Raw genomic sequence first — 22034 nt, 5'->3', positions numbered from 1 at the left:
GGTGAGGCAGATGAGGTTCGCGACGTCCCTGGCCCTGGCCGCGCTCCTGCTGGCGACCTCCGCCGTGGCCCAGGCTTCGCCCGTCGATCCCGACGCGGTGCTGGTGGAGGAGCTGGTGGTCACCGCCCTGTTGCCGGGGCCGGCCTGGTGGCGGGTCTCCGACGCCGACACCGTGGTCTATGTCCTGGGCGCCCCTTCGATCATGCCCAAATCGCTCGCCTGGGACCAGAGCGTGCTCACCCGCCGCCTGCAGGGCGCGAACCGGGTGATCCTGCCCTTCAACCAGGTCAGCGTCGGTCTGTTCAGCGCGCCCGGCGCGGCGATCAATCTGCTCCGCCTGCGATCCAAGACGCCCTATGAGGCGACCCTGCCGGCGGCGCTGAAGGCCCGCTTCGTCGCGGTCCGCACCGGCAGCGGCAAGCCGCCCGAACGCTATGCGACGAAGAACGGCCTCGCGGCGGGCCTGATCCTGGTGGACGACTATCGCCAGGCCAGCCAGCTCACCGCCGCCGATCCCGCCAAGACCGTGCGGCGCCTGGCCAAGGGGCGAAAGATCAGGGTCGAGGAGAAGAGCTACGACGCGGGCGGTCTGCTGGGTCAGGTCGTGCGCACGCCCGCAGCCGCCCAGCAGGCCTGTCTCGAAGACGCCCTGGATGAGGCAGAGGCCGGTCCCGCCGCCGCCCGCCGCGCCGCCGAGGCCTGGGCCCAGGGTGACGTGCGCGGCGCGCTTACCGCCGAGCGCGGCTTCGAGAAATGCCTGGCCTCGGCGCCCGGAGCCCTGGCGCTGGACCGCCGCTTCAAGGCCGACCAGGCCGCCGCCATCGCCAGAGCGCTCAAGACCCCAGGCCACGCCGTGGCCGTCGTGCCTCTACGTCCCCTGCTGGCCCAGGGCGGCGTGCTGGATCAGCTCCAGTCCCAAGGGTTCGAGGTGAAGACGCCGGGCGAAGACTAGGGCCGCTTGATCGGCGTCAAGGTGACGCGTCCCGTGCGCCAGTCACATGGGCCTCAATCCTAGGTCCAAGGGCGACGACATGGCCGATCCGAGACACATCGCCGGGCTGGCGGGGCCGACCCTGATGGCGGTCACCACCTCCGAGGCCTTGAACCTGGACATCTGGAGCCCGGCCGACCCAACCCTGGTCTATCTGAACGGGGTGTTGCTGTTCGTGGCGGGCCTGGCGATCACCCGCATCCACAATGTCTGGCGGCTGAGGTGGACGCTGGTGGTGACGCTGCTGGGCTGGGCGGCCCTGACCGCCGGCCTGGTACGCATGTTCTCGCCGCGCAGCCCGCAGCTGGGCGAGGCCGGAACGACCTATGCGGTCATCTTCCTGCTTTTCCTGGTGGGCGCCTTCCTGACGCTCCAGGTGATCCGTCCGGGACCTAGAGACCCGGCAGCTTGATCCGGGTGCTCTTCTCGCGCGCGATGACCACGGGCTTGTCACCGGTGACTTCGCGGATCTTGGCGGCTTCCGAGGCCGGGTCGATGGGAGCCGGGACGTTGTCGCCCGCCGCCGCGGTCGCCGCGGCGCTGGCCTTGCCATCCTTCCAGAACATCACCCGGTCGGCGAAGCTCTTTTCCTTGTGGGCAAGGTCGCCGCCCTCGTCGTCGACGACGTAGCGGATCAGCGGATCGGCCTTGTCAGCGCCGGCCTTGGCCACCAGCAGCTTTTCACCTTCGGTGCGGGCCTCGGCGTCGCGGCGACCCAGCAGGGCGTTGCGCGCGGCGCTCTCGGGCTGCAGTTCCTGCGGGCGGGGTTCACCCGGGGCCGGCGGACGCAGGGAATAGTCGGGCGGCACCACCAGGGGGGCCTTGGACACCACGCGGAACTCGTCGGGGGTCACCTTGGTCATGCCCAGCGCCTTGCGGGACGAGGCGCAGCCGGTGAGACCCACCATCCCGATCAGGGCGGTCGCGACGATCACTCGGTTCAAGCTCATGAACTACAGGCTCCGATAGGCCGCCCCCGGCCGAAGATGGACATGTCAGATAGCGCAAACGGCAATCGCCGCCAACGCGTTTAGGCGGCCGCCTCTTTGCGGGTGGAATCAAGCAAAAGGAAGACCACCCCGATGGTGATGGCCGCGTCGGCCACATTGAACACCCAGGGGAAGAAACCCAACCGCTGGAAGTCCAGAAAATCCACCACGGCCCCGAAGCGCACCCGGTCGATGGCGTTGCCGATCGCGCCCCCCATGACCAGGCCCAGGCCGAGGGCCATCGACCAGCGCAGGGCCGTGCGCGCCCAGTTGGCGAGGAAGATGGCGACGATCAGCGAAAAGGCGGTGAGCGCCCAGCGCACCACGTCATGCTCGGCGCTGAACAGGCCAAAGCTCACCCCCTGGTTCCAGACCAGGGTCAGGCTGAAGGGCCCGCCCACCGGTACGCTGGAGCCCGCCTGGGTTCCCAGCAGGCCAAGGATCAGGTGCTTGGAGACCTGATCCAGGACGATGACCGTCATCGCCAGTATGTAGGCCGACCAGCCGTATTTGGTGATGGCTTTCATGCTCAGGCCCTTTCAGCGTCCCAGGCGGCGACAGCTTCGGCGTCCCGCAGCGACAGTTCCGGATAGCGCGGGTCGGAGCCCACCTCCGGCAGGATACGCCAGGAGCGGGCGCACTTCCGACCGTCGGCCTTGATCGGCTCAACCGCCACGCCGGGCGTCTCGGCCAGACGGAAGGCGCTGGCCGGGCCTTCGCCAGGGACAAGGGTCGCCTGGCTGGTGCGGAACAGTTCGGCGGCGTCCAGGCTCTCGAAGGCGGCGAGCAGCCCCGCGTCGGCGATGTGCACCACCGGGGCGGCTTCCAGGGCGGCCCCCATGCGCTTCTCGCGGCGCTCCACCTCCAGCGCGCCGGTGACCACGGAGGTGACCGACTGGATCTTCGCCCAGCGTACCGCCTCGGCCGGATTGGCCCAGGCGGCGGGCGTCTCCGGGAACACCCGCAGGCAGTTGGACGGGGCGTCGGGGAACCGGGTGGTCCAGGCCTCTTCCATGGTGAAGGGGATCAGGGGCGAAAGCCACACCGTCAGGCGCTCGAACACCGCGTCCATCACCGTGCGCGCGGCCCGGCGGCGTAGGGAGCCGGGCTGGTCGCAGTAGAGGGCGTCGCGGCGGATGTCGAAGAACAGCTGCGACAGCTCCACCTGGCAGAACTCGGTGATCGGCCGGCTGACGTCCTGGAACAGATAGGCGTCATAGGCGGCGCGGACCTGGCCATCCAGTTCGTGCAGGCGGTGCAGGATGAACCGCTCCAGGGGCGGCATGTCCTCCAGCGCCACCCGTTCGCTCTCGTCGAAGCCGGCGAGCGCGCCCAGCAGATAGCGGACGGTGTTGCGCAGCTTGCGATAGGCGTCGGTGGTGGTGGCCAGGATCGTCTTGCCGATCCGGCTGTCGTCGGAATAGTCGATCATCGAGGCCCACAGCCGGATGATCTCGGCGCCGGACTCGCGGATCACCACCTCGGGGTCCACCGTGTTGCCCTTGGACTTGCTCATCTTCTCGCCGTTCTCGTCCATGGTGAACCCATGGGTGAGGATGGCGTCGTAGGGCGCGCGGCCCCGCGTGCCGGAGCTCTCCAGCAGCGAGGACTGGAACCAGCCGCGGTGCTGGTCGGAGCCCTCGAGATAGAGGTCGGCGGGCCAGCGGGTGTGCTCGCGGTTCTCCAGCGTGAAGGCGTGGGTCGAGCCGGAGTCGAACCAGACGTCGAGGATGTCCTCGACCTTCTCGTAGCGCTCGGGGTCGTGGTTCCCCAGGAAGTCGCTCACCGGCCGGGTGAACCAGGCGTCGGCGCCCTCGGCGGCGATCAGGTCGACGATGCGCTTGTTGAGCTCGGGGTCCACCAGGGGCTGGCTGGTCTCCTTGTCCACGAACATGGCCAGAGGCGCGCCCCAGGCCCGTTGGCGGCTGATCAGCCAGTCGGGGCGGCTCTCCACCATGGCGCGGATGCGGTTCTTGCCGCCGGCCGGGTGGAAGGTGGTCGCCTCGATGGCGTTCAGCGCCGTCTCGCGCAGGGTCTTGCCGTCGTGGAGCTTGTCCTCGATGGCGGTGTCCATGCGGATGAACCACTGGGGCGTGTTGCGGAAGATCACCGGCGCCTTGGAACGCCAGGAGTGGGGATAGGAGTGCTCCACCCGGCCGCGCGCCAGCAGGCGTCCGGCCTCGATCAGCTTTTCCTGCACCGCGCCGTTGGCCGGGCCGAACTTGCCGACCTTCTTGCCCTCCGTCTCCAGCACCTTGAGGCCGGCGAACAGGGCCACGTGCTCATAATAGGCGCCGTCCGGATCGACGGTTTCCGGGATCTCGCGATGGCCGTGGGCCAGCCAGACCAGGTAGTCGTCGGCCCCATGGCCCGGCGCGGTGTGGACAAAGCCGGTGCCGGCGTCGTCGGTCACATGGTCGCCGTCCAGCAGCGGCACGGCGAACTGGTAATAGCTGTCCAGTCCCGCTAGCGGATGCTCGGCGGTGACGCCCTGCGGGTCGAAGGTCTCGATTCGGCGGGTGGCGGTGATCTTGGCGGCTTTGAAGACGTCGTCGGCCAGCTTGTCGGCCACGATCAGCCGGTCGCCGGCCTTGGCCCAAGGCTCGAACTCCAGGCCCTCTTCCATAGCCTCGACCAGGTAGACGCCATAGGCGATGTCGTTGTTGTAGCTGATCGCCCGGTTGGCCGGGATGGTCCACGGCGTGGTCGTCCAGATGACGATGCTGGCCCCGCGGGCGGCCTCGCTGCCCTCCACCACCGGGAATTTCACCCAGATGGTCGGCGAGTTGACGTCGGCGTATTCGACCTCGGCGTCAGCCAGCGCGGTGCGCTCCACCGGGCTCCACATCACCGGCTTGGAGCCGCGATAGAGCTGGCCGGAGGTGACGAACTTGTGGAACTCCGCGACGATCGCGGCCTCCGACGAATAGTCCATCGTGGCGTAGCGGTTCTCCCAGTCGCCGACGACGCCCAGGCGCTTGAAGCCGTCCCGCTGCACGTCGATCCACTTGGCCGCATAGGTGCGGCAGCGCTCGCGGAACTCGGCCTTGGAGACCTCGTCCTTGCGGCGGCCCTGGCTCCGCAGTTCTTCCTCGATCTTCCACTCGATGGGCAGGCCGTGGCAGTCCCAGCCGGGCACATAGTCGACGTCGTAACCCATGGCGAACCGCGAGCGGACCACGAAGTCCTTCAGGGTCTTCTGCAGGGCGTGGCCGATGTGGATGGCGCCGTTGGCGTAGGGCGGGCCGTCGTGCAGCACGAACAGCGGGGCGCCTGCCGCCTGCCGTTCCGCACGCACTGTGTTGTAGAGGTCGAGCTTGGCCCAGCGGGCCAGGATCTCGGGCTCCTTGACCGGCAGGCCCGCCCGCATCGGGAACGGGGTGTCGGGAAGGAAGACGGTTTCGCGATAGTCGCGCGCGGGCTTGTCAGCGTCGTCGGCCATGGGGCTTTCCAGCGGTGTTCGGAACGAGTGTGCGGGTGATCCCGGCGCGCGCTGGAGCTTCGTCCGGCGGCGTCACGCCGGGCGGGTAATTCGCGACAATGTCCGAACCAAGGTCATAGCGCGCCGAGATAGCAGAGGGGCGCGCGTCGGGCGAGCCCTTTGGTTCAGCGCCGGCGCTCGCGCGGGGTGACGGCGAGCGTCAGGCGCCGGCCCTGGCGGATCACCTCGAAATCCATGGCCCGGCCGATCGTGTCAGTCCCCAGCGCCCGCATCAGGTCGTCCAGTCCGGTCAGGGGCGCCCCCTCCGCCGCCACGATCAGGTCCCCAGGCAGCAGGCCGGCCCGGGCGGCGGGCCCGTTCACTTCACAGGTGGCGATCCAAACCCCGAAGGGCTGGTCCAGGCCCACGGCGCGGGCCAGGTCGCGGGGGATGGGCACCTGCTGGGCGATCACCCCGATGGAGCCTCGCCGCACCCTCCCGTGCTTGATCAACTCGCCCACCACCAGGGCCGCGGTGTTGGCGGCCATCGCGAAGCACAGGCCCTGGGCCCCGGCGATCACCGCGGTGGCGATCCCCACCACCTCGCCGGCGGAATTGACCAGGGGGCCGCCGGAGGAGCCGGGATTGAGCGAGGCGTCGGTCTGGATCAGGTCCTCGATCAGCCGGCCCCGCTCACCTCGCAGGGAGCGGCCGAGAGCCGAAACGACCCCGGCCGTGACCGTGGCCTCGAACCCCAGGGGCGCGCCGATGGCGATCACCAGCTGGCCTCGGCGCATGGCCTTGGAGTCGCCCAGGCGGGCGTAGGGCAGGGTGACCCCGCCCTCGATCCGCAGCAGAGCGAGGTCGGTGTCGGGGTCGTCGCCGATCAGCCGGGCGCGGAACACCCGGCCGTCGAGGCCGATGATCTCGGCGGCGGCCGCGCCTCGCACCACATGGCTGTTGGTGAGGATCAGGCCGTCCGGCGCGATGACGACGCCCGAGCCCACGCCCTCAGGCCCCTGCGGTCCGCGCCAGGGGTGGACGCTGACCACAGCCGGCCCTACCCGCTCCACCGCGCTCACCACGGCGTGGGAATAGGCGTCCAGCAGGCCCGCATCGCCGCCGGGACTCGCCGGTGGAGTCGGCGGCTGCGGCGGCCGCTCGGAATAGGCGAAGGTGGCGTCCGGGGCGAAGGCGTAGGACGGCGGCCGCTTGCGGCGGGGGCGGCGCGCCGCGGCGAAGGCGGCGTATTTCAATCCCTTGATCTGGGTCGGCATCGGCCCCTCGCTGTCCCAACCGACAGGAAAAACCATCTGTTAACCGAGAGTCCAGGGGTGTCGCGCCTGGAGGGAGGCTGTCAGATCTCCGGCAGCAGCAGCGCGCGCGCCTGGGCGGCGTCGGCCACGATCTGGGCGGTCATGGCGTCCATGCTGGCGAACCGGGCCTCGTCGCGCAGGAAGGCGATCAGGTCAGTCTCGATCACCTGGTCGTAGATGTCCTCGTCGAAGTCGAACATCCAGACCTCCAGCCGGGGCGCGGTCATCCCATCGATCATCGGGCTGACTCCGATATTGGCTACCCCGGCGATCTCGCGGCCATCGGGCAGGCGCGTGCGGGTGGCGTAGACGCCGAAGCGCGGCAGGACGTAGTCCCTCAGGTCCACATTGGCGGTGGGATAGCCCAGGGTGCGGCCCAGCTGGCGGCCGCGCTCCACCACGCCCTCGATGGCGAAGGGGCGGCCCAGGATCGAGGCGGCGATCTCAGGATGGCCGTCCCGCAGGACTTCGCGAACGGCGGTGGAGGAGAACTTGGCGTTCCCTTCGCCGACCGCCTGGGCCACGGAGACGCCGAAGCCCAGCTCCTCGCCGTAACGGGCCATGGTCTCCGGGCTGCCGGTGCGGCCCTTGCCGAAGGAGATGTCGAAACCGACGGCGACATCGCGCACCCCCAGGCCCTTGTGCAGCACCTCGACCACGAACTCGCGGTCGGTCATCTCGGCGAATTCCTGGGTGAAGGGCAGGACATAGGAGATATCCACCCCCAGTCCCGCCAGGGCGCGGGCCTGCTGATCGGGCTGCATCAGCCGGAAGGACGGCGAATCGGGCTGGAAGATGCGGCGCGGGTGCGGATCGAAGCTGATCACCCCAAGGGGCGCCTTTAGCTGGCCCGCGGCCTTGGCGGCGAGCGCGATCACCTGCTGGTGGCCACGGTGGACGCCGTCAAAATTGCCCAGGGCCACAGCCGCGCCGCGGTCGGTATCGGCCAGGCCCTTCCAGTCGTGGACGATGCGCATGGAGGTCAGGCGCCCTTCCGCGGGACCATGATCACCGCCTCGCCGTCCACCACCGTCTTGCCGTCCACCTGACAGACGGTGGCGAGCGTCGCGTGACCGCGCTTGTCGTCCAGGGCCTGGACCGTCACCCGCGTCACCACGAGATCGCCCAGCCTCACCGGCCGCCGGAAGCGCATGGACTGCGCGAGGTAGATGGCGCCCGGCCCCGGCAGCTTCGTGCCGATCACCGCCGAGATATAGGCGCCCGACAGCATGCCGTGGGCGATGCGGGTCTGGAAGGTGGTGGTCTTGGCGTAGTCCTCGTCCAGATGGACGGGGTTGGTGTCGCCCGAGACGGCGGCGAAGGCCTCCACGTCATTGGCGGTGACGACCTTGGTGGTCTCGGCCGACTGGCCGACACTCAGCTCTTCGAAGAACAGTCCCTGCACGCGCGCGTCCCCTGCCGTTGGCCTTCCTTAGCGGCCTTGCGCCCACAAGCGAAGCCCTGGACGCGATCGCCTGTGACGGCCAAGCTTGCTTGGGCTGTCGGAGAGATCGCGATGAAATACCTCGCCCTGGCCTTGGCGCTGTTGATGACTGCCTGTTCTCCCCAGGCGGCGAAGGCTCCCGAGGCGCCGCCTGCGCCCGTGGCCGCCGCGGCGCCGTCGCCGGACGCCCTGTCGATCACCTTCGCCGGCGACCTGCCCTGCACCGACTGTCCCGGGCTCCGCACCGAGCTGACCCTGACCCGCGACGCGCCCTATTCGGGCGGCGGCACATACAAGCTGGTGGAGACCTATCTGGAGCGTGGCGCGCCCATCATCACCACCGGCATCTGGGGCACGCTGCGCGGTGACGCCGTCGACCCCGACGCCACGGTCTACGAACTCAACCCCGAAAAACCGGAACCTGCGCGCCGCCACTTCCGCCGGGTCGGGGATGATGAGGCGTTGAAGGTGCTCGGCGGTGACAGGACGCCCCTGCCTGACAGCCTTCCCAGCACGCTCAAGCGGGCGAAGTAAGGTGCGCCGCTACCAGACCAGGTCGGCGATCGCGTAGGTGGCTGTCAGGTCGTCGGCGGCCAGCAGGTCCTCCACCGCCTTGGCGTTCAGCCCATCAGGCCCGATGGTCTCGGCCCCGTGGATGCCGCTGGCGACGAACAGCACGTCGAGCCCCTGGTCGTTGGCGCCCTTCACGTCGGTGGGCAGGCCGTCGCCGATGCAGAGCACGCGGGCGCGGTCCACGGGCCGACCCAGCAGCCGCTGCGCCTCCACCAGGCAAAGGTCGTAGATCGGCGCGTAGGGCTTGCCCGCCATCAGCACCTTGCCGCCCAGCTGGGCGTAGAGCTGGGCCAGCGCCCCGCCGCAATAGATCAGCCGGTCGCCGCGCTGCACGACGATGTCGGGATTGGCGCAGGTCATCACCAGGCCGCGGGCGGCGCAGGCCTCAAAGCGGTCCTGGTAGTCACCAGGCCCCTCGACCTCGTCGTCATAGGGACCGGTCACCGAGATGAAGGCGGCCTTGTCGTAGTCGGCATAGTCCAGGCCCAGCCCCTCATAGAGCGGGGCGTCGCGCTCGGGGCCGACCCGCCAGGCGGGGCCGGGGGCCAGTTCGCTCAGCAGCACCCGGGTGGCGTCGCCGGAGGTGACAAAGGCCTGCCAGGCGGCGCGCTGCACGCCGAGCTCATCCAGCTGCGGGATCACCGAGTGCGAGGGGCGCGGCGAGTTGGAGATCAGCACCACCGGCTTTTCTTCGCCCCACTTGGCGAGCGCCCCGCAGGCGGCGGGGAAGCTCTCACGGCCATTGTGGATCACGCCCCAGACGTCTGAGAGGATCACGTCGTAGCGGTCGGCGAGGTCGGAGAGTCCGGAGATCAGTGCGGTCATGGGGTCGGGCGGTAACGGCCCAAGCCCGCCCGGTCAATCAGCTTGGGCTAGTGCCGCCCGCCGGCGCGGCGGCGCATGTTGGTGCGCAGGAACTCGGCGGGGGGATCGGTCTCGGCCAGCACGGCGTCCTTGATCGGTCTCGGCTCGCCGAACAAGTGGCCCTGGCCATAGGCGATGTCGAGCTCGAGGATGTCGACGATCTGGCGCTCCTCCTCGACCTTCTCGGCGATGATCTCCACCCCGTAGCGGCGGGTCAGCGTCGAGAAGTCCTGGGCGGCCAGGTCTGGCATCGACTTCAGCACCAGGCCTTCGTCAGTCTCCACCAGCTGGTTCAGCAGGAACTGGGCGCCGATCTTCAGGAACTTCACGTCAGAGCGCGCCAGGTCCTGGAAGTCGAGATCCAGGTCGACGACCTTGTCCAGGCTGAAGCGGAAGCCGAGGTCGGCCAGCTTGCCCATGTTGCGGGCCTCGGTTGCGCCGCGCGCGTCGAAGGCGGCCTGGCCCAGTTCGAAGATCAGGGCGCCCGCCAGGTCGCGGTTGGCGGCCAGCAGGTCGAGGAACTGCGGGAAGAAGCTCTCGTCGGCCAGGCTGGAGGTGGAGATGTTGCAGAAGATACCGATCTTCTTGTCGGTCTTGGCCAGGCGCCGGACGATCTGCACGCAGCGGAACAGCAGCAGGTTGTCGATGGAGGTGACCAGGCCCTCGGGCTCGGCCACAGCCAGGTACTCGGCAGGCATCATCACCCGGCCGGTCTCGTCGCGCAGGCGCGAGAAGCTTTCGTAGAAGACCGTCCGGCGCTGCGGCAGGCCGACGACCGGCTGCAGATAGAGGTCGACCCGGTTCTCGGCCAGCGCCTCGCGGATGGTTTCCAGCAGCGCGGCCGACTGGCGGTGCTGCGGGGTGTGGCGGGCGCTGACGGGCGGCGCCTGGACCATGCGCTCCTCCAGCCGCTGGCCCATGCGCTGGACCAGGTCCTCCAGCATGTGGACCTCGCCGGTCAGCTCTTCCGAGCGGCGGGCCGCGTCATTGGTGACGGTGTCCACCACCTCGACGACGCGGGCGTCCATGCGCTCCATCTGGTCGATGAGGATGCGCTGCGCCTCGCGGATGATCTCCAGCTCGCGGCGCAGGGCGGCGTTCTCCAGGCTGTGCATGATCAGCCCATGGAAGGTGTAGCAAAGGGCGAATCCGGCCGCGAGCATGGCTAGGCCCGCCGCCCAGCCTCCCCCGTTACGCCACAGGAGGAGGGCGAAGATCAGAGCAACACAGAGATAGGCGCCCGAAAGCAGCGCCAATGTGAGCCGTCGCATGGTCCCGCCTGAGCCTTTTCCCGTCAAACGTTACGTTCGACGGGACAAAAAAGGCTCGCCCTAAGAGTTAGAGCGCGTCGGACGGGTTAACCGGACTCCACTTAACCCTGACGCGCTCTGCCGAATCGCCTTGAGTATCGGCTGTGCCGCCGGTGCAAGTCGAACAGATTAACGTTTGCGCGAGGCGCTCGCGCTAATTGGACGCGGCGACCTTGCCCAGCATCATGTCGGCGGCCTTCTCGGCGATCATGATGGTTGGCGCATTGGTGTTGCCCGACACCAGGCGCGGCATCACCGAGGCGTCCACCACCCGCAGGCCCTCGACGCCGCGCACCCGCAGCTGGGCGTCCACCACCGCCATGGGCCCCGAGCCCATCTGGCAGGTGCCGACCGGGTGATAGATGGTCGATCCGGCCATGCGGGCATAGCCCAGCAAGGCCTCGTCATTGCTGAAGTCCGGGCCCGGCAGCATCTCGTGGTCGATATAGGGGGCCAGCGCCGGCTGGGCGGCGATCTTGCGGCCCCACTTCAGGCCGGCCACCGCCACCTCCTGGTCGAGGGGATCGGAGAGGTAGTTGGGCGCGATGGCGGGATAAACAGTCGGGTCGGCGGACTTGATGTGGATGGTCCCTCGGCTCTCGGGCCGTACCTGGCAGGGCGCGATGGTCAGGCCCGGCGCGCCGTCCAGCTCCATCTTGCCGCTCATGGCCTTCTCCAGGTTCTGCGAGGCCGGCAGGATGTGGAACTGGATGTCCGGCCCCGCCAGGTCGGGCCGCGACTTGCAGAAGGCCGCCACGTGGGCAGCCGACAGGGTCAGCAGGCCCTTGCGCTGGAAGGCGTACTTCAGAACCTCGCCCAGGAAGCGCGGCCCCTTAGTCAGTTCGTTGACCGACACGGTTCCCGCCTTCAGGCGGTAGGTGACCGCCATCACATAGTGATCCTGCAGGTTCTCGCCGACGCCGGGCAGGTCGGCGACCACCTCGATCCCGTGGTCGCGCAGAAGTTCGCCGGGGCCGACGCCGGACAGTTGCAGCAGTTGCGGCGAGTTGACCGCGCCGCCGGCCAGGATGACCTCGCGACGGGCCTTGGCGATCTTGCGGACGCCGTTCTGGAGGTACTCGACCCCGACGGCGCGCCTGCCTTCGAAGATCACCCGGGTGGTGAGAGCCCGGGTCTCGACCTTGAGATTCGCACGGCCCATGGCCGGGTGCAGATAGGCCACCGCCGCCGAGTGCCGCTGCCCGTTCTTGACGGTCAGCTGGTAGTAGCTGACCCCCTCCTGGTTCTCGCCGTTGACGTCTTCGTTTCGCGGGATGCCGGCCTCGACACAGGCCTCCACCACGGCGTCGGACACCGGGTGCTTGGTGGTGACGTCGGAGATGTTGAGCGGGCCCCCGACGGCGTGGTGCGCGTTGGCCCCGCGCTCCTGGTGCTGGGAGCGCCTGAAATAGGGGGCGACGTCGTCCCAGCCCCAGCCTTCGCACCCCAGCTGGCGCCAGCCGTCATAGTCGGCCTGCTGGCCGCGGATATAGAGCAGGCCATTGATCGAGGACGAGCCGCCCAGGACCTTGCCGCGCGGCCAGGTATGAACGCGCCCGCCCGTGCCCGGATCGGGCTCGGTGGGATAGAGCCAGTTGACTTTGGGATCCTTCAGCGTCTGGGCGTAGCCCACCGGGACGTGGATCATGACGTTGGAGAGGAACTGCCCCGGTTCCTTGGTGGGCCGGTCGTCGCCGCCAGCCTCCAGCAGCAGGACGCTGTTGGCCGTGTCTACGCTAAGTCGGTTGGCCAGCACGCATCCGGCCGAGCCCGCCCCGACGATGATGTAGTCCGCGGTCGCGATGTCGGACATCGGGGGCCTCCTGACTGACTGGTTTCAGGCCCTGTTGTGTGCGTTCGAAGCGTCGCCGTAAACGGTGGAATGCGCGCCTAGCGGAGGATCTGGCCTTAGCGGGTGGGGACCGGGACGTCGCCGCGGTAGTCGTAGAAGCCGCGGTCGGTCTTGCGGCCCAGCCAGCCGGCCTCGACATACTTCACCAGCAGCGGACAGGGCCGATACTTAGAGTCGGCCAGGCCCTCGTAGAGGACGTTCATGATCGACAGCACCGTATCCAGGCCGATGAAGTCGCCCAGTTCCAGCGGGCCCATGGGATGGTTCGCGCCCAGCTTCATGGCGGTGTCGATGGCCTCCACGGTGCCGACGCCTTCATACAGGGTGTAGATCGCCTCGTTGATCATCGGCACCAGCACGCGGTTGACGATGAAGGCCGGGAAGTCCTCGGCGTTGGCGGTGGTCTTGCCCAGGGACTTGGCGAAGTTGACGGCGGTCTCGTAGGTCGGCGCGTCGGTGGCGATGCCGCGGATGATCTCCACGAGGTTCATCAGCGGCACCGGGTTCATGAAGTGCAGGCCGATGAACCGGCCGGGCCGGTCCGAGGCCGCCCCCAGGCGGGTGATGGAGATGGACGAGGTGTTGGAGGCCAGCAGGGTGTTGGGCCCGAGGTGCGGGGTGAGCGCCTTGAAGATCGACTTCTTGACCTCCTCGTTCTCAGTGGCCGCCTCGATGGCGAGGTCCGTGCCGCCGATCGTCTGGAGTTCGGGCGCGGCCTTGATGCGGGCGATGCCCACGTCCATGGCCTCCTGGGTGATGATGCCGCGCACGACCTGGCGGGTCATGTTCTTGCGGATCTGGGCCAGGCCCGTCTCGATCCGCTCGGCGCTCACGTCGTGCAGCAGCACGTCATAGCCGCCCAGGGCGACCACGTGGGCGATGCCCGAACCCATCTGACCTGCGCCAATGACGCCGACCGATTTGATATCCACCATGTCGACTAAGCCTCGATCATGCCGGGCGGTATCCCTGTCCGCCACGGCTTGTGACGAGTTTCTAACATGGCGATGTGCGGCGCCGCCAAGGCTTTTGCTGCGGCGCAGCGCGAGGAGGCCCGGGGACTGTGGCGCGGACGCCGCGATCAGGCCCGCCACAGCGCAACGAAAAGGGGCGGTTCCTCGCGGAACCGCCCCCGGTCGTATCGGCCTTGTCGGTCGGAATTACTTCCCAGCGGCGGCCAGGGCGTCCATCAGTTCCGGCACGGCGGTCTTGTAGTCGGAGACCAGGCCGAAGTCGGCGACCTGGAAGATCGGCGCGTCGGCGTCCTTGTTGATCGCCACGATGATCTTGGAGTCCTTCATCCCGGCGAGGTGCTGGATGGCGCCGGAGATGCCGATGGCGACATACAGTTCCGGGGCCACGACCTTGCCGGTCTGACCGACCTGATAGTCGTTGGGGGCGTAGCCCGCATCGACCGCGGCGCGCGAGGCGCCGATGGCGGCCCCGAGCTTGTCGGCCAGGGGGTCGATGACCCGCTGGAACTCCTCGGCCGAACCCATGGCCCGACCGCCGGAGACGACGATCTTGGCGCCGGCGAGTTCGGGACGGGCCGACTTCACCAGTTGCTGGTCCACGAACTTGGTCTTGGGCGCGCCGTCGCCGGCGCCCGTGCTCTCGACCGAGGCCGAGCCACCCTCACCGGCCGCCTTGAAGGCGGTGGCGCGGACGGTGATCACCTTCTTGGCGTCGGAGGACTGAACGGTCTCCAGCGCGTTGCCGGCATAGATCGGCCGCACGAAGGTGGAGGCGTCGACCACTTCGACGATTTCCGAGATCTGGGCGACGTCCAGCTTGGCCGCGATGCGGGGGCTGAAGTTCTTGCCCTGCGAGGTGGCCGGCGTCAGGACGGCGTCGTAGCCGCTCATCAAGGGGACGACGACCGCGGTGACGGCCTCGGCCAGGCCCTGACCCAGGGCGTCGCTCTCGGCCAGCAGCACCTTGCGGACGCCGGCGATCTTGCCGGCGGCCTCGGCGACGGCCTTGGCGCCGGAACCGGCCACCAGGATGTCGACGTCGGACGACAGCGCGAGGGCCGCGGTCACGGTCTTGTGGGTGCTGTCCTTCAGGGACGCGTTGTCATGATCGGCGATAACGAGAACGGCCATTAGAGCACCCCCGCGGTCTTGAGGTTGGTGACCAGGTCAGCGGCGTTTTCCACCTTGATCCCGCCGCCGCGCTTCGGCGGTTCGGTGACCTTGACGACCTTGAGGCGCGGAGCAGTGTCGACGCCGAGCGAGGCGGCTTCCTTCATGTCCAGCGGCTTCTTCTTGGCCTTCAGGATGTTGGGCAGCGAGGCGTAGCGCGGCTCGTTGAGACGCAGGTCGGCGGTGATGATCGCCGGCAGGGTCACGTCGATGGTCTGGATGCCGCCGTCGACCTCGCGGCCCACCTTGGCGTTTCCGGCCGAGAGCTCGACCGAGTTGGCGAAGGTCGCCTGGGGCCAGTCCAGCAGCGCCGCCAGCATCTGGCCGGTGGCGTTATTGTCGCCGTCGATGGCCTGCTTGCCCATGATCACGACGTCGGGGCTCTCTTCGCCGATGATGGCGGCGAGCAGCTTGGCGACGGCCAGGGGCTCAGGGTCCTGGTCGGTCTGGATCAGGATCGCGCGGTCGGCGCCCATGGCCAGGGCCGTGCGCAGGGTTTCCTGCGCCTGGGCCGGGCCGATGGACACGGCCACAACTTCCGTGGCGACGCCCTTTTCCTTCTGGCGCACGGCCTCTTCGACCGCGATCTCGCAGAAGGGGTTCATGGACATCTTCACATTGGCAAGGTCCACACCGGTCTGGTCGGCTTTGACCCGGGCCTTGACGTTGTAGTCGATCACCCGCTTTACGGGGACGAGCACCTTCATGGCTTCGCTAACGCCTCAAATTGCTAAAAATTGAACGGTTGGGGCATAACGGTTCCGACGCGCAATGCAAGCCGACGCCTGACACACTGCGCCGCAATTTTGACGGAGCGGCCCCCCAGCCTGCTCGAAACTCCTGCAAGACGAAGATCATGAACCGAACGATCAAGCGCCTGATGTTGATTTTCGTGGGGGTCTTCGCCCTCTCCCTCGTGGCGGTCACGGTCTATCAGGTGGGGTGGGTGATGCCCGGCCAGGCCTGCGAGGCCCGTGGCGACTGGTGGGACTGGCGCGGCCGGACCTGCGCCCGTCCCGTGCTGATCTCCGACATCACCGGCCGGGTGATCGACACGCCCGAACAGCGCAAGGCCGCCAAGGCGCACGCCGCCAAGGTGAGGGCCGCCGCGGCTCAATAGTCCCGCGATCAGCGCGTGGCGCCTGATTTCCAGAAGACATCGGCCTTGCCGCCGTCGTTGGCGTGGCGGGCCGCGACGAACAGCAGGTCCGAAAGGCGGTTGAGGTAGCGGAAGGCGGGGCCGGACACCTCTTCCCCCGACTCCATCAGCGCCACGGCGACTCGCTCGGCGCGTCGCGCCACCGTCCGGGCCAGGTGCAGGGCCGCCGCCGCCGGGGTCCCGCCGGGCAGGACGAAGGAGGCGAGCGCCGGGAGGTCGGCGTTCAGACCGTCGATCTCGCTCTCGATCCGCGCCACCTGGCTGTCGAGGATGCGCAGCATCTGGCCCGGAGCCTCGTCGGCCTTGGCCGGTGTGGAGAGATCGGCGCCCAGGTCGAACAGCTCGTTCTGGATGCGCTCCAGCATGAGGTCGAACTCACCTGTGGTGTGCAGTCGGGCCAGGCCGATACAGGCGTTGGTCTCGTCCACCGCCCCATAGGTCTCCACCCGCAGGGAGGCCTTGCTGACAGTCGCGCCCGTCGCCAGGCGGGTCGCGCCCTTGTCGCCGGTCCGCGTGTAGATCCTGTTGAGCGTGACCATCCCTAGCCCTGTCGCCGCCACCAGACCGCGGCCACCAGCAGGGCCACCGCGATCGCCTGCAGCAGCACCCTCAGCCGCATCAGCCTGTTCGAATAGGTCCGGCCGAATTCGCCGCCGCGAAATAGGGCGAAGAGGCCGATGAATAAGGTGACCGTCACCGCCAGCAGGGCGAGAGGGATGAGGATGTCGAATGCGCGTTCCATGGGCCGCAATCTAAGTCGTGCCGCCACGTGAAACCACCCGCCGAATCGCGCGTTGGAACGTCGTTACACGAGCGCGCTCATTGATCGAGGATATGTCGTCCCGCCGTATTTCTGATCTGCAACGATACAATCGCCCCAAAATGGGCGCGTGCGACGCTGCGCCACACCGGCTTGCCTCAACCTATGAGCTAAACCCAGCTTAACTCTCGTATCGCGGAACGAGTTAGCTGAACTTGATCAAAATTGACCCTTTCGCTTGGACGCGCCGCGGCGATCGGGTTAGAGAACGACGAAACGCCATATGACCCAACCGGTCCCATGGCCTGGACGCCTCCCCGCGTCCGAATTCTGCAGTTGTAGTGCGGGCTGACGGCCTGTCAGCGCGACATTGTCCGACGCGGGCGTCAGCCCGTGCGGATTCATGTCGGGCTGGAGCGGTCAGGTCGAAGAGTTTGCGTACGGATTGAACAACACGCGAAGGCGGCCCTCCCCAGGCTGAACGCACAATATGAAACACGACACCGTCACCCTCCAGGGCGCCCAGGAAGCCGAAGTCCGCGTCCCGACGCGGCGTGCCCTGGCCAAGCAGCAGACTCGCGCCAAGGTGCTGGCCGCTGCGCGCCGCCTGTTTTCGGAACAAGGCTATGAGGGCGCCACCATCCGCGACATCGCCGCGGCCGCCGGCATGTCCACCGGCGCAGTGTTCGCCAACTTCGCCGACAAGTCGGACCTGTTCCGCGAGATCATGCTCGTCGACATGGCGTCGCTGGCCGAGGTCATGCGCGAGGCCGCCCACCGGGGCCGCGCCGTGGACGACTGCCTGCTGAAGGCCTTCTGCGCCGGCTACGCCTTCTATAAGAGCCAGCTGCCCCTGGCCCGCGCCGCCTTCTCGATCTCCTGGAGCCCGGACCAGGGCCCGGAGCTGCGCAACATGGCGCCGGTTCTGGCCCTGCACGACCTGATCAGCGAGCAACTGCTGGCCGGCGTGGAGCGCGGCGAACTCAGCCAGGAGGCCGAGGTCAAGCTGCGCACCCAGATGCTGTTCGACTGCTACCTTGCCAACTATCCGGAGGCGATCTTCCTGGGTTGGAGCATCGATGCGCTGCAGGCCAAGGCGAAGGACCAGATTCGCGTGATCCTCGCCGGCGCCCGTCGGGGTTGACCGAGTTCGGGTGCGACGTACTGTCGCGCCCGGTTGAGAGGAGCGTCGCGGCGCGGGGTTTCACCCTAACCTTGGGTCAAGCCGCGCGTTTACGACGCGGCGTCGGGGGGAAATCGTTTGAGCGTCAGACAGTCTCAGAAGGAGGCCACGCGGAAACGTGTGCTCGACGCGGCGCGCGATCTCTTCGAGACGCGGGGCTATGAAGAGACCACGGTCCGCGAGATCGCCCGCGTCGCCGAGGTTTCTGTGGGCAGCGTCTTCACCACCTTCTCCTCCAAGGGCGACATCCTTAGCCAGGTCATGGCCGACCGGCTGGACGCCCTCTATGCTGAGCTTGACCGCGTGGTGCCGCATCTGCGCGGCTCCACCGCCGACCGGCTGCGGTCGATGTTCGCCATCCACTACGCCTTCGAGACCCGCCGCACGAAGCTGTTCCTGGCCCATATCGCGGCCGCCTATGACTGGACGCTGGAGCCGGCCTCTCGGCCGTTCGGGCGCAACCCGCACCTGAGGCAGGTGGTGAAGGACTGCCTGACCGACGGGGTGGCCCGGGGCGATGTCGACCCGACCACCGACCTCGACATCGCCGTCGACACCCTGATGGCTTCCTATGCCTGGACCTACCGGCTGGCGGCCTGGAACGACAGCGACGCCGAGGCCATGAGCGCCGTCTTCGACCGCCACATCGGCCTGATCTGCCAGGGCTTCGCGCCCAGGCCGTAAGTCAGTTGCCGCCCTCGAGAAGCCGTCTGGCGATCACCTGGGCCTGAATCTCGCCAGCGCCTTCGAAGATGTTGAGGATGCGGGCGTCGGCCAGCAGGCGGCTCACCGGCTGCTCCACCGCAAAGCCCGTCCCGCCGTGGATCTGCACGGCGTTGTCGGCGGCGGCCCAGGCCACCCGGGCGGCCACGAGCTTCGCCATCCCCGCCTCCAGGTCGCAGCGCCGGCCCTCGTCCTTGGCGCGCGCCGCGAACCAGGCCAGGCGCCGCGCTCCCAGCAGCTCGGCGGCCATCATGGCCAGCTTGTTGGCCACGCGGGGGAAGTCGGAAATCGGCTGGCCAAACTGCTTGCGCGCGAGCGCGTAGTCCAGGGCGATGTCCAGGGCCGCCTGTCCCACCCCAATGGCGCGGGCGGCGGTCTGGATGCGGGCGCTCTCGAAGGTGGCCATCAGCTGCGAAAAGCCCTGGCCCTCGACGCCGCCCAGCAGGTTGGCCTGAGAAACCTCGAAGCCGTCGAAGGCCAGTTCGTACTCCTTCATGCCCCGGTAGCCGATCACCGCGATCTCGCCGCCGCTCATGCCGGGCGCCGGGAAGGGCTCGGCCATGGTCCCGCGCGGCTTTTCCGCCAACAGCATGGATAGCCCGCGGTGGTCCTTGCTGACGGGATCGGTGCGCACCAGCAGGGTCATCAGATCGGCGCGCGCCGCATGGGTGATCCAGGTCTTGGCGCCGCTGACCCGCCAGACCGCGCCGTCGCGCACCGCCCGCGTGCGCAGGCTCCCCAGGTCCGAACCTGACTCCGGCTCGGTGAAGACGGCGGTGGGAATGATGGCGCCCGAGGCGATGCCGGGCAGCAGGCGGGCCTTCTGGTCGTCGGTCCCATGGACCAGCAGCAGTTCGGCGGCGATCTCCGAGCGGGTGCCCAGCGACCCGGCGCCAATCCACCCTCGCGACAGGGCTTCGGACACCACGCACATGGCGATCTTGCCCAGGCCCGAGCCGCCATATTCCTCCGGCGCGGTCAGGCCGAAGACCCCCAGCTCAGCCAGCTCCTGCAGCAGCTCCAGGGGAATCAGCTCGTCGCGCAGGTGCCAGCCGTGGGCGTAGGGGGTGATCTTTTCCGCGGCGAACGCCTGGAACTGGTCGCGGATCATGTCGAGGGTGGCGTCCAGGCCGCTGGCCTCCAGGGACGGCCGGCCCCGCGCGGCCTCCAGCAGTTCGACAATGCGGCTCTTCACGCCTTGGGTCGCGCCGGGGCGCAGGCTGTCAATCACCGGACGCAGGCGGTCGTCCAGCAGGCCAAGGTCGCTCAGCCGGAACATCTCCCCCTGGTTCATGGGAATGCCGCCGGCCAGCTGGCTCAGATACTCGAAGGCCAGCAGCTGGGCGGGCAGGGCCTCGGCCTCGCCAAAGTCCCCCTCCAGGGCGCGCGCCCAGACCGCGGTCTGGCGCAGGGTCTGCGCATAGGCCGCCGCCCAGGCCAGGCCGTGGGCCGCGTGCTGCTGGGCGTCCAGGGCCGCGCGGTCCAGCCGGCCGTCGCGGGTGACCAGGGCGGAGACGGCGGCCTTGGCCTCGTTGACGACGGCCTCCGCCTGGTCGGCGGCCTTGGCCAGAAGATCTATCAGTCGGGGCAGGATCAGGTCGGACATCGTACGACTATAGGCGCCCGCCGCCAGGTGAGCCTATACGTCGTAAAGCATTTCAGGAGAGCGCCATGATCGTCGTCCACCACCTCAACGACTCGCGCTCGCAGCGCATCCTCTGGCTGCTGGAGGAGCTGAAGCTTCCCTATGAGATCAAGCACTACGCCCGCGACGCCACCACCCGTCTGGCCCCGGCAGACCTGAAGGCCGTCCACCCCCTGGGCAAATCCCCGGTGGTCACCGACGGCGACATGACGGTCATCGAGAGCGGCGCGATCATCGACTACATCATCCGCCGCCATGCCGGCGGCCGCCTGCAGCCCGATCCGTCCACCCCGGCCTATGACCACTACCAGCAGTGGATGCACTATTCCGAAGGCTCGGCGATGCTTCCCCTGATGCTGTTCATGTATGTCGGCCGCCTCGGCGAAGCCGGCGCGCCGCTGCATCCGCGCCTTGAGAGCGAGATCGCCAACCATCTCGGCTATGTCGACGGCGCCCTGGCCGGCAAGGACTGGATCATGGGTTCGGAGTTCTCGGGCGCCGACGTCCAGATGAGCTTCGTCGGCGAGGTCACCGGCGCCTTCGGACGGCTCGCCACCTACCCCAACATCGCCGCCTGGCTGGAACGCTTCCAGGCCCGCCCGGCCTATCAGGCCGCGCTCCAGAAGGGCGGTCCCTACAATATGGGCCCCCGCGCCAAGGCGTAGTCGGATCAAAGATGCTCCCCCTCTGGGGGAGCTGGCGCGAAGCGCCTGAGGGGGGCTTTGACCCTTGTTTTAGGGTCGAAGAGTTGTCGACGACGTGATCCCCCTCCGGCAGCCGGCTTCGCCGTCCACCACCTCCCCTACAGCGCGCTGGCGCGCTGGGGGAGGATTTACCGGCTCGGGTAGTCCAACTCCCCATCCAGGAAGTCGAACACCGCCGCCTTGGTCAGGGCATGGGGAATGGCGGAGAAGTGGTCGCAGCCGGGAACGGTGATCCCGTGGGCGTGAGGGAAGACAGCCGCCAGGTCGGCGGGATCGCCGGCCCCGGTGTCGCCCTGGCCCGCCACCACCAGGACCGGCATGGGCAGGGTGGCCATGGCGTCGCGGTCGAAGGCGGGGTTCTGGGCGCCGGTCATGGCGGCCAGCGCCTGGCGGTCCTCACCTTGTTCGTCGGCGAACTGGCGGAAACTCTTCAGCATCGGCTGGGTGATGGTCTCGGGGTCCTCGGCGAGCATGGCCTCGGCCATTGGATTGCCGCCGGGCAGGGCGCGCTCGCCGATCAATGTCCCGCCGACCCCGCCCAGCATCAGGTTCGAGATACGGTCCGGGGCCTTGAGCGCCGTGGCCAGCGCCGTGCGCGAGCCCATGGAATAGCCGAACAGATCGACCCGGTTCAGGCCCAGGTGATCCAGCAGGGCGATGACGTCGGAGGCGAGCTTGTCGCGTGTGTAGGCGTCGGGCTCGTGGGGCTTGGCGCTCTCGCCGTGGCCGCGCTGGTCCAGGGCGATGCAGCGGATGCGGCGGCGGTCAAAAGCCGTGTACCAGCCCGTTCGCTTCCACCCTTCGTTCCGATTGGACGAGAAGCCATGGACCAGGACGATGGTGCGTTCCCCGCCGCCGGGCGGGACGTTGTCATCATAGGCCAGGGTCAGGCCGTCGGAGGTGAAGGTCGGCATGGAGCGTTTCCGTGTGCAGCGCGGCTCTGCGGCCGGGTCGCG

Annotated in this window: 23 protein-coding genes; 7 read left to right on the top strand and 16 right to left on the bottom strand. The window is 68.4% G+C overall.

Features of this window, described 5'->3' with window-relative positions:
• The first annotated feature begins 10 nt into the window (after positions 1–10).
• Positions 11–952 carry a TraB/GumN family protein gene (locus Q8N10_RS19285; RefSeq protein WP_304782836.1) on the top strand — a complete coding sequence of 314 codons (942 nt, stop codon included), beginning with the start codon at positions 11–13 and terminating at the stop codon, positions 950–952.
• A gap of 79 nt (positions 953–1031) precedes the next feature.
• Positions 1032–1403 (top strand): hypothetical protein, encoded by a 372-nt coding sequence (locus Q8N10_RS19280; protein WP_304782839.1) that lies wholly within the window; start codon positions 1032–1034, stop codon positions 1401–1403.
• On the opposite strand, the gene Q8N10_RS19275 is transcribed toward Q8N10_RS19280, so the two are convergent.
• The 6 genes from Q8N10_RS19275 to Q8N10_RS19250 form a co-directional block, all read right to left on the bottom strand.
• Complete coding sequence (locus Q8N10_RS19275; protein ID WP_304782842.1) at positions 1384–1941, bottom strand: DUF3035 domain-containing protein; 558 nt, start codon at positions 1939–1941, stop codon at positions 1384–1386. The genes Q8N10_RS19280 and Q8N10_RS19275 overlap by 20 nt on opposite strands.
• Before the next feature lie 80 nt (positions 1942–2021).
• A complete protein-coding gene (gene lspA, locus Q8N10_RS19270) occupies positions 2022–2507 on the bottom strand; it encodes a signal peptidase II (protein ID WP_304782845.1) in 486 nt (161 codons plus the stop codon).
• 2 nt (positions 2508–2509) lie between these two features.
• Entirely contained in the window at positions 2510–5422 is a 2913-nt protein-coding gene (gene ileS, locus Q8N10_RS19265; protein WP_304782848.1) for an isoleucine--tRNA ligase, read from the bottom strand.
• A 164-nt stretch (positions 5423–5586) separates the two neighbouring features.
• Positions 5587–6678 carry a S1C family serine protease gene (locus Q8N10_RS19260; RefSeq protein ID WP_304782851.1) on the bottom strand — a complete coding sequence of 364 codons (1092 nt, stop codon included), beginning with the start codon at positions 6676–6678 and terminating at the stop codon, positions 5587–5589.
• An 80-nt stretch (positions 6679–6758) separates the two neighbouring features.
• Entirely contained in the window at positions 6759–7694 is a 936-nt protein-coding gene (locus tag Q8N10_RS19255) for a bifunctional riboflavin kinase/FAD synthetase (RefSeq protein WP_304782855.1), read from the bottom strand.
• Between the two features lie 5 nt (positions 7695–7699).
• Entirely contained in the window at positions 7700–8122 is a 423-nt protein-coding gene (locus Q8N10_RS19250; protein WP_304782857.1) for a MaoC family dehydratase, read from the bottom strand.
• Positions 8123–8233: 111 nt separating this feature from the next.
• Here Q8N10_RS19250 and Q8N10_RS19245 point away from each other — a divergent pair, with 111 nt between their 5' ends.
• Entirely contained in the window at positions 8234–8695 is a 462-nt protein-coding gene (locus Q8N10_RS19245) for a copper resistance protein NlpE N-terminal domain-containing protein (RefSeq protein WP_304782859.1), read from the top strand.
• Between the two features lie 9 nt (positions 8696–8704).
• On the opposite strand, the gene Q8N10_RS19240 is transcribed toward Q8N10_RS19245, so the two are convergent.
• The 6 genes from Q8N10_RS19240 to Q8N10_RS19215 form a co-directional block, all read right to left on the bottom strand.
• Positions 8705–9559: a TIGR01459 family HAD-type hydrolase gene (locus tag Q8N10_RS19240; RefSeq protein ID WP_304782861.1), complete on the bottom strand. Its 855-nt coding sequence runs from the start codon at positions 9557–9559 to the stop codon at positions 8705–8707.
• A gap of 47 nt (positions 9560–9606) precedes the next feature.
• On the bottom strand, positions 9607–10869 hold the full coding sequence (locus tag Q8N10_RS19235) for an EAL domain-containing protein (RefSeq protein ID WP_304782863.1): 1263 nt from the start codon (positions 10867–10869) through the stop codon (positions 9607–9609).
• Between the two features lie 193 nt (positions 10870–11062).
• Complete coding sequence (locus Q8N10_RS19230) at positions 11063–12721, bottom strand: GMC family oxidoreductase (RefSeq protein ID WP_304782865.1); 1659 nt, start codon at positions 12719–12721, stop codon at positions 11063–11065.
• Between the two features lie 95 nt (positions 12722–12816).
• Positions 12817–13695 carry a 3-hydroxybutyryl-CoA dehydrogenase gene (locus Q8N10_RS19225; RefSeq protein WP_304782867.1) on the bottom strand — a complete coding sequence of 293 codons (879 nt, stop codon included), beginning with the start codon at positions 13693–13695 and terminating at the stop codon, positions 12817–12819.
• A gap of 225 nt (positions 13696–13920) precedes the next feature.
• Positions 13921–14865 (bottom strand): electron transfer flavoprotein subunit alpha/FixB family protein, encoded by a 945-nt coding sequence (locus Q8N10_RS19220; protein WP_304782869.1) that lies wholly within the window; start codon positions 14863–14865, stop codon positions 13921–13923.
• The gene (locus Q8N10_RS19215) at positions 14865–15611 is read right to left on the bottom strand and encodes an electron transfer flavoprotein subunit beta/FixA family protein (RefSeq protein WP_305663978.1); all 747 of its coding nucleotides are present in this window, start codon (positions 15609–15611) and stop codon (positions 14865–14867) included. Before Q8N10_RS19215 ends, Q8N10_RS19220 begins: the two co-directional genes overlap by 1 nt.
• 149 nt (positions 15612–15760) lie before the next feature.
• Here Q8N10_RS19215 and Q8N10_RS19210 point away from each other — a divergent pair, with 149 nt between their 5' ends.
• On the top strand, positions 15761–16024 hold the full coding sequence (locus tag Q8N10_RS19210; RefSeq protein WP_304782875.1) for a hypothetical protein: 264 nt from the start codon (positions 15761–15763) through the stop codon (positions 16022–16024).
• 8 nt (positions 16025–16032) lie between these two features.
• Here Q8N10_RS19210 and Q8N10_RS19205 read toward each other — a convergent pair whose 3' ends face one another.
• Together Q8N10_RS19205 and Q8N10_RS19200 are read right to left on the bottom strand one after the other, a co-directional pair.
• Positions 16033–16602: a cob(I)yrinic acid a,c-diamide adenosyltransferase gene (locus Q8N10_RS19205; RefSeq protein WP_304782877.1), complete on the bottom strand. Its 570-nt coding sequence runs from the start codon at positions 16600–16602 to the stop codon at positions 16033–16035.
• A gap of 2 nt (positions 16603–16604) precedes the next feature.
• Positions 16605–16805, bottom strand: coding sequence for a twin transmembrane helix small protein (locus tag Q8N10_RS19200; RefSeq protein ID WP_304782883.1), 201 nt, complete (start codon positions 16803–16805; stop codon positions 16605–16607).
• Positions 16806–17313: 508 nt separating this feature from the next.
• Here Q8N10_RS19200 and Q8N10_RS19195 point away from each other — a divergent pair.
• Positions 17314–17967, top strand: coding sequence for a TetR/AcrR family transcriptional regulator (locus Q8N10_RS19195; protein ID WP_304782889.1), 654 nt, complete (start codon positions 17314–17316; stop codon positions 17965–17967).
• A 117-nt stretch (positions 17968–18084) separates the two neighbouring features.
• Positions 18085–18690, top strand: a complete 606-nt coding sequence (locus tag Q8N10_RS19190; RefSeq protein ID WP_304782894.1) for a TetR/AcrR family transcriptional regulator — start codon at positions 18085–18087, stop codon at positions 18688–18690.
• A gap of 1 nt (position 18691) precedes the next feature.
• Here the strand turns inward: Q8N10_RS19190 and Q8N10_RS19185 are convergent, their stop codons facing one another.
• Complete coding sequence (locus Q8N10_RS19185; protein WP_304782896.1) at positions 18692–20335, bottom strand: acyl-CoA dehydrogenase family protein; 1644 nt, start codon at positions 20333–20335, stop codon at positions 18692–18694.
• 65 nt (positions 20336–20400) lie between these two features.
• Here Q8N10_RS19185 and Q8N10_RS19180 point away from each other — a divergent pair, with 65 nt between their 5' ends.
• Complete coding sequence (locus tag Q8N10_RS19180) at positions 20401–21039, top strand: glutathione S-transferase family protein (RefSeq protein ID WP_304782898.1); 639 nt, start codon at positions 20401–20403, stop codon at positions 21037–21039.
• Positions 21040–21206: 167 nt separating this feature from the next.
• On the opposite strand, the gene Q8N10_RS19175 is transcribed toward Q8N10_RS19180, so the two are convergent.
• A complete protein-coding gene (locus Q8N10_RS19175; protein WP_304782901.1) occupies positions 21207–21992 on the bottom strand; it encodes an alpha/beta fold hydrolase in 786 nt (261 codons plus the stop codon).
• Between the last annotated feature and the right edge of the window lie 42 nt (positions 21993–22034).

The sequence above is a fragment of the Phenylobacterium sp. genome, from assembly GCF_030693625.1.
Classification (GTDB): domain Bacteria; phylum Pseudomonadota; class Alphaproteobacteria; order Caulobacterales; family Caulobacteraceae; genus Phenylobacterium; species Phenylobacterium ferrooxidans.
The sequence above is the reverse complement of the archived record's forward strand: the minus strand, read 5'-3'. Positions and strand labels throughout refer to the sequence as shown.

Coding starts and splice junctions, on each gene's coding strand:
- Q8N10_RS19205 (WP_304782877.1), bottom strand. CDS start 16,602: ATGGTCACGCTCAACAGGATCTACACGCGGACCGGCGACAAGGGCGCG.
- Q8N10_RS19215 (WP_305663978.1), bottom strand. CDS start 15,611: ATGAAGGTGCTCGTCCCCGTAAAGCGGGTGATCGACTACAACGTCAAG.
- Q8N10_RS19255 (WP_304782855.1), bottom strand. CDS start 7,694: ATGCGCATCGTCCACGACTGGAAGGGCCTGGCCGATACCGACCGCGGC.
- Q8N10_RS19210 (WP_304782875.1), top strand. CDS start 15,761: ATGAACCGAACGATCAAGCGCCTGATGTTGATTTTCGTGGGGGTCTTC.
- ileS (WP_304782848.1), bottom strand. CDS start 5,422: ATGGCCGACGACGCTGACAAGCCCGCGCGCGACTATCGCGAAACCGTC.
- Q8N10_RS19225 (WP_304782867.1), bottom strand. CDS start 13,695: ATGGTGGATATCAAATCGGTCGGCGTCATTGGCGCAGGTCAGATGGGT.
- lspA (WP_304782845.1), bottom strand. CDS start 2,507: ATGAAAGCCATCACCAAATACGGCTGGTCGGCCTACATACTGGCGATG.
- Q8N10_RS19275 (WP_304782842.1), bottom strand. CDS start 1,941: ATGAGCTTGAACCGAGTGATCGTCGCGACCGCCCTGATCGGGATGGTG.
- Q8N10_RS19245 (WP_304782859.1), top strand. CDS start 8,234: ATGAAATACCTCGCCCTGGCCTTGGCGCTGTTGATGACTGCCTGTTCT.
- Q8N10_RS19220 (WP_304782869.1), bottom strand. CDS start 14,865: ATGGCCGTTCTCGTTATCGCCGATCATGACAACGCGTCCCTGAAGGAC.
- Q8N10_RS19230 (WP_304782865.1), bottom strand. CDS start 12,721: ATGTCCGACATCGCGACCGCGGACTACATCATCGTCGGGGCGGGCTCG.
- Q8N10_RS19175 (WP_304782901.1), bottom strand. CDS start 21,992: ATGCCGACCTTCACCTCCGACGGCCTGACCCTGGCCTATGATGACAAC.
- Q8N10_RS19260 (WP_304782851.1), bottom strand. CDS start 6,678: ATGCCGACCCAGATCAAGGGATTGAAATACGCCGCCTTCGCCGCGGCG.
- Q8N10_RS19280 (WP_304782839.1), top strand. CDS start 1,032: ATGGCCGATCCGAGACACATCGCCGGGCTGGCGGGGCCGACCCTGATG.
- Q8N10_RS19285 (WP_304782836.1), top strand. CDS start 11: ATGAGGTTCGCGACGTCCCTGGCCCTGGCCGCGCTCCTGCTGGCGACC.
- Q8N10_RS19240 (WP_304782861.1), bottom strand. CDS start 9,559: ATGACCGCACTGATCTCCGGACTCTCCGACCTCGCCGACCGCTACGAC.
- Q8N10_RS19185 (WP_304782896.1), bottom strand. CDS start 20,335: ATGTCCGACCTGATCCTGCCCCGACTGATAGATCTTCTGGCCAAGGCC.
- Q8N10_RS19200 (WP_304782883.1), bottom strand. CDS start 16,805: ATGGAACGCGCATTCGACATCCTCATCCCTCTCGCCCTGCTGGCGGTG.
- Q8N10_RS19235 (WP_304782863.1), bottom strand. CDS start 10,869: ATGCGACGGCTCACATTGGCGCTGCTTTCGGGCGCCTATCTCTGTGTT.
- Q8N10_RS19180 (WP_304782898.1), top strand. CDS start 20,401: ATGATCGTCGTCCACCACCTCAACGACTCGCGCTCGCAGCGCATCCTC.
- Q8N10_RS19195 (WP_304782889.1), top strand. CDS start 17,314: ATGAAACACGACACCGTCACCCTCCAGGGCGCCCAGGAAGCCGAAGTC.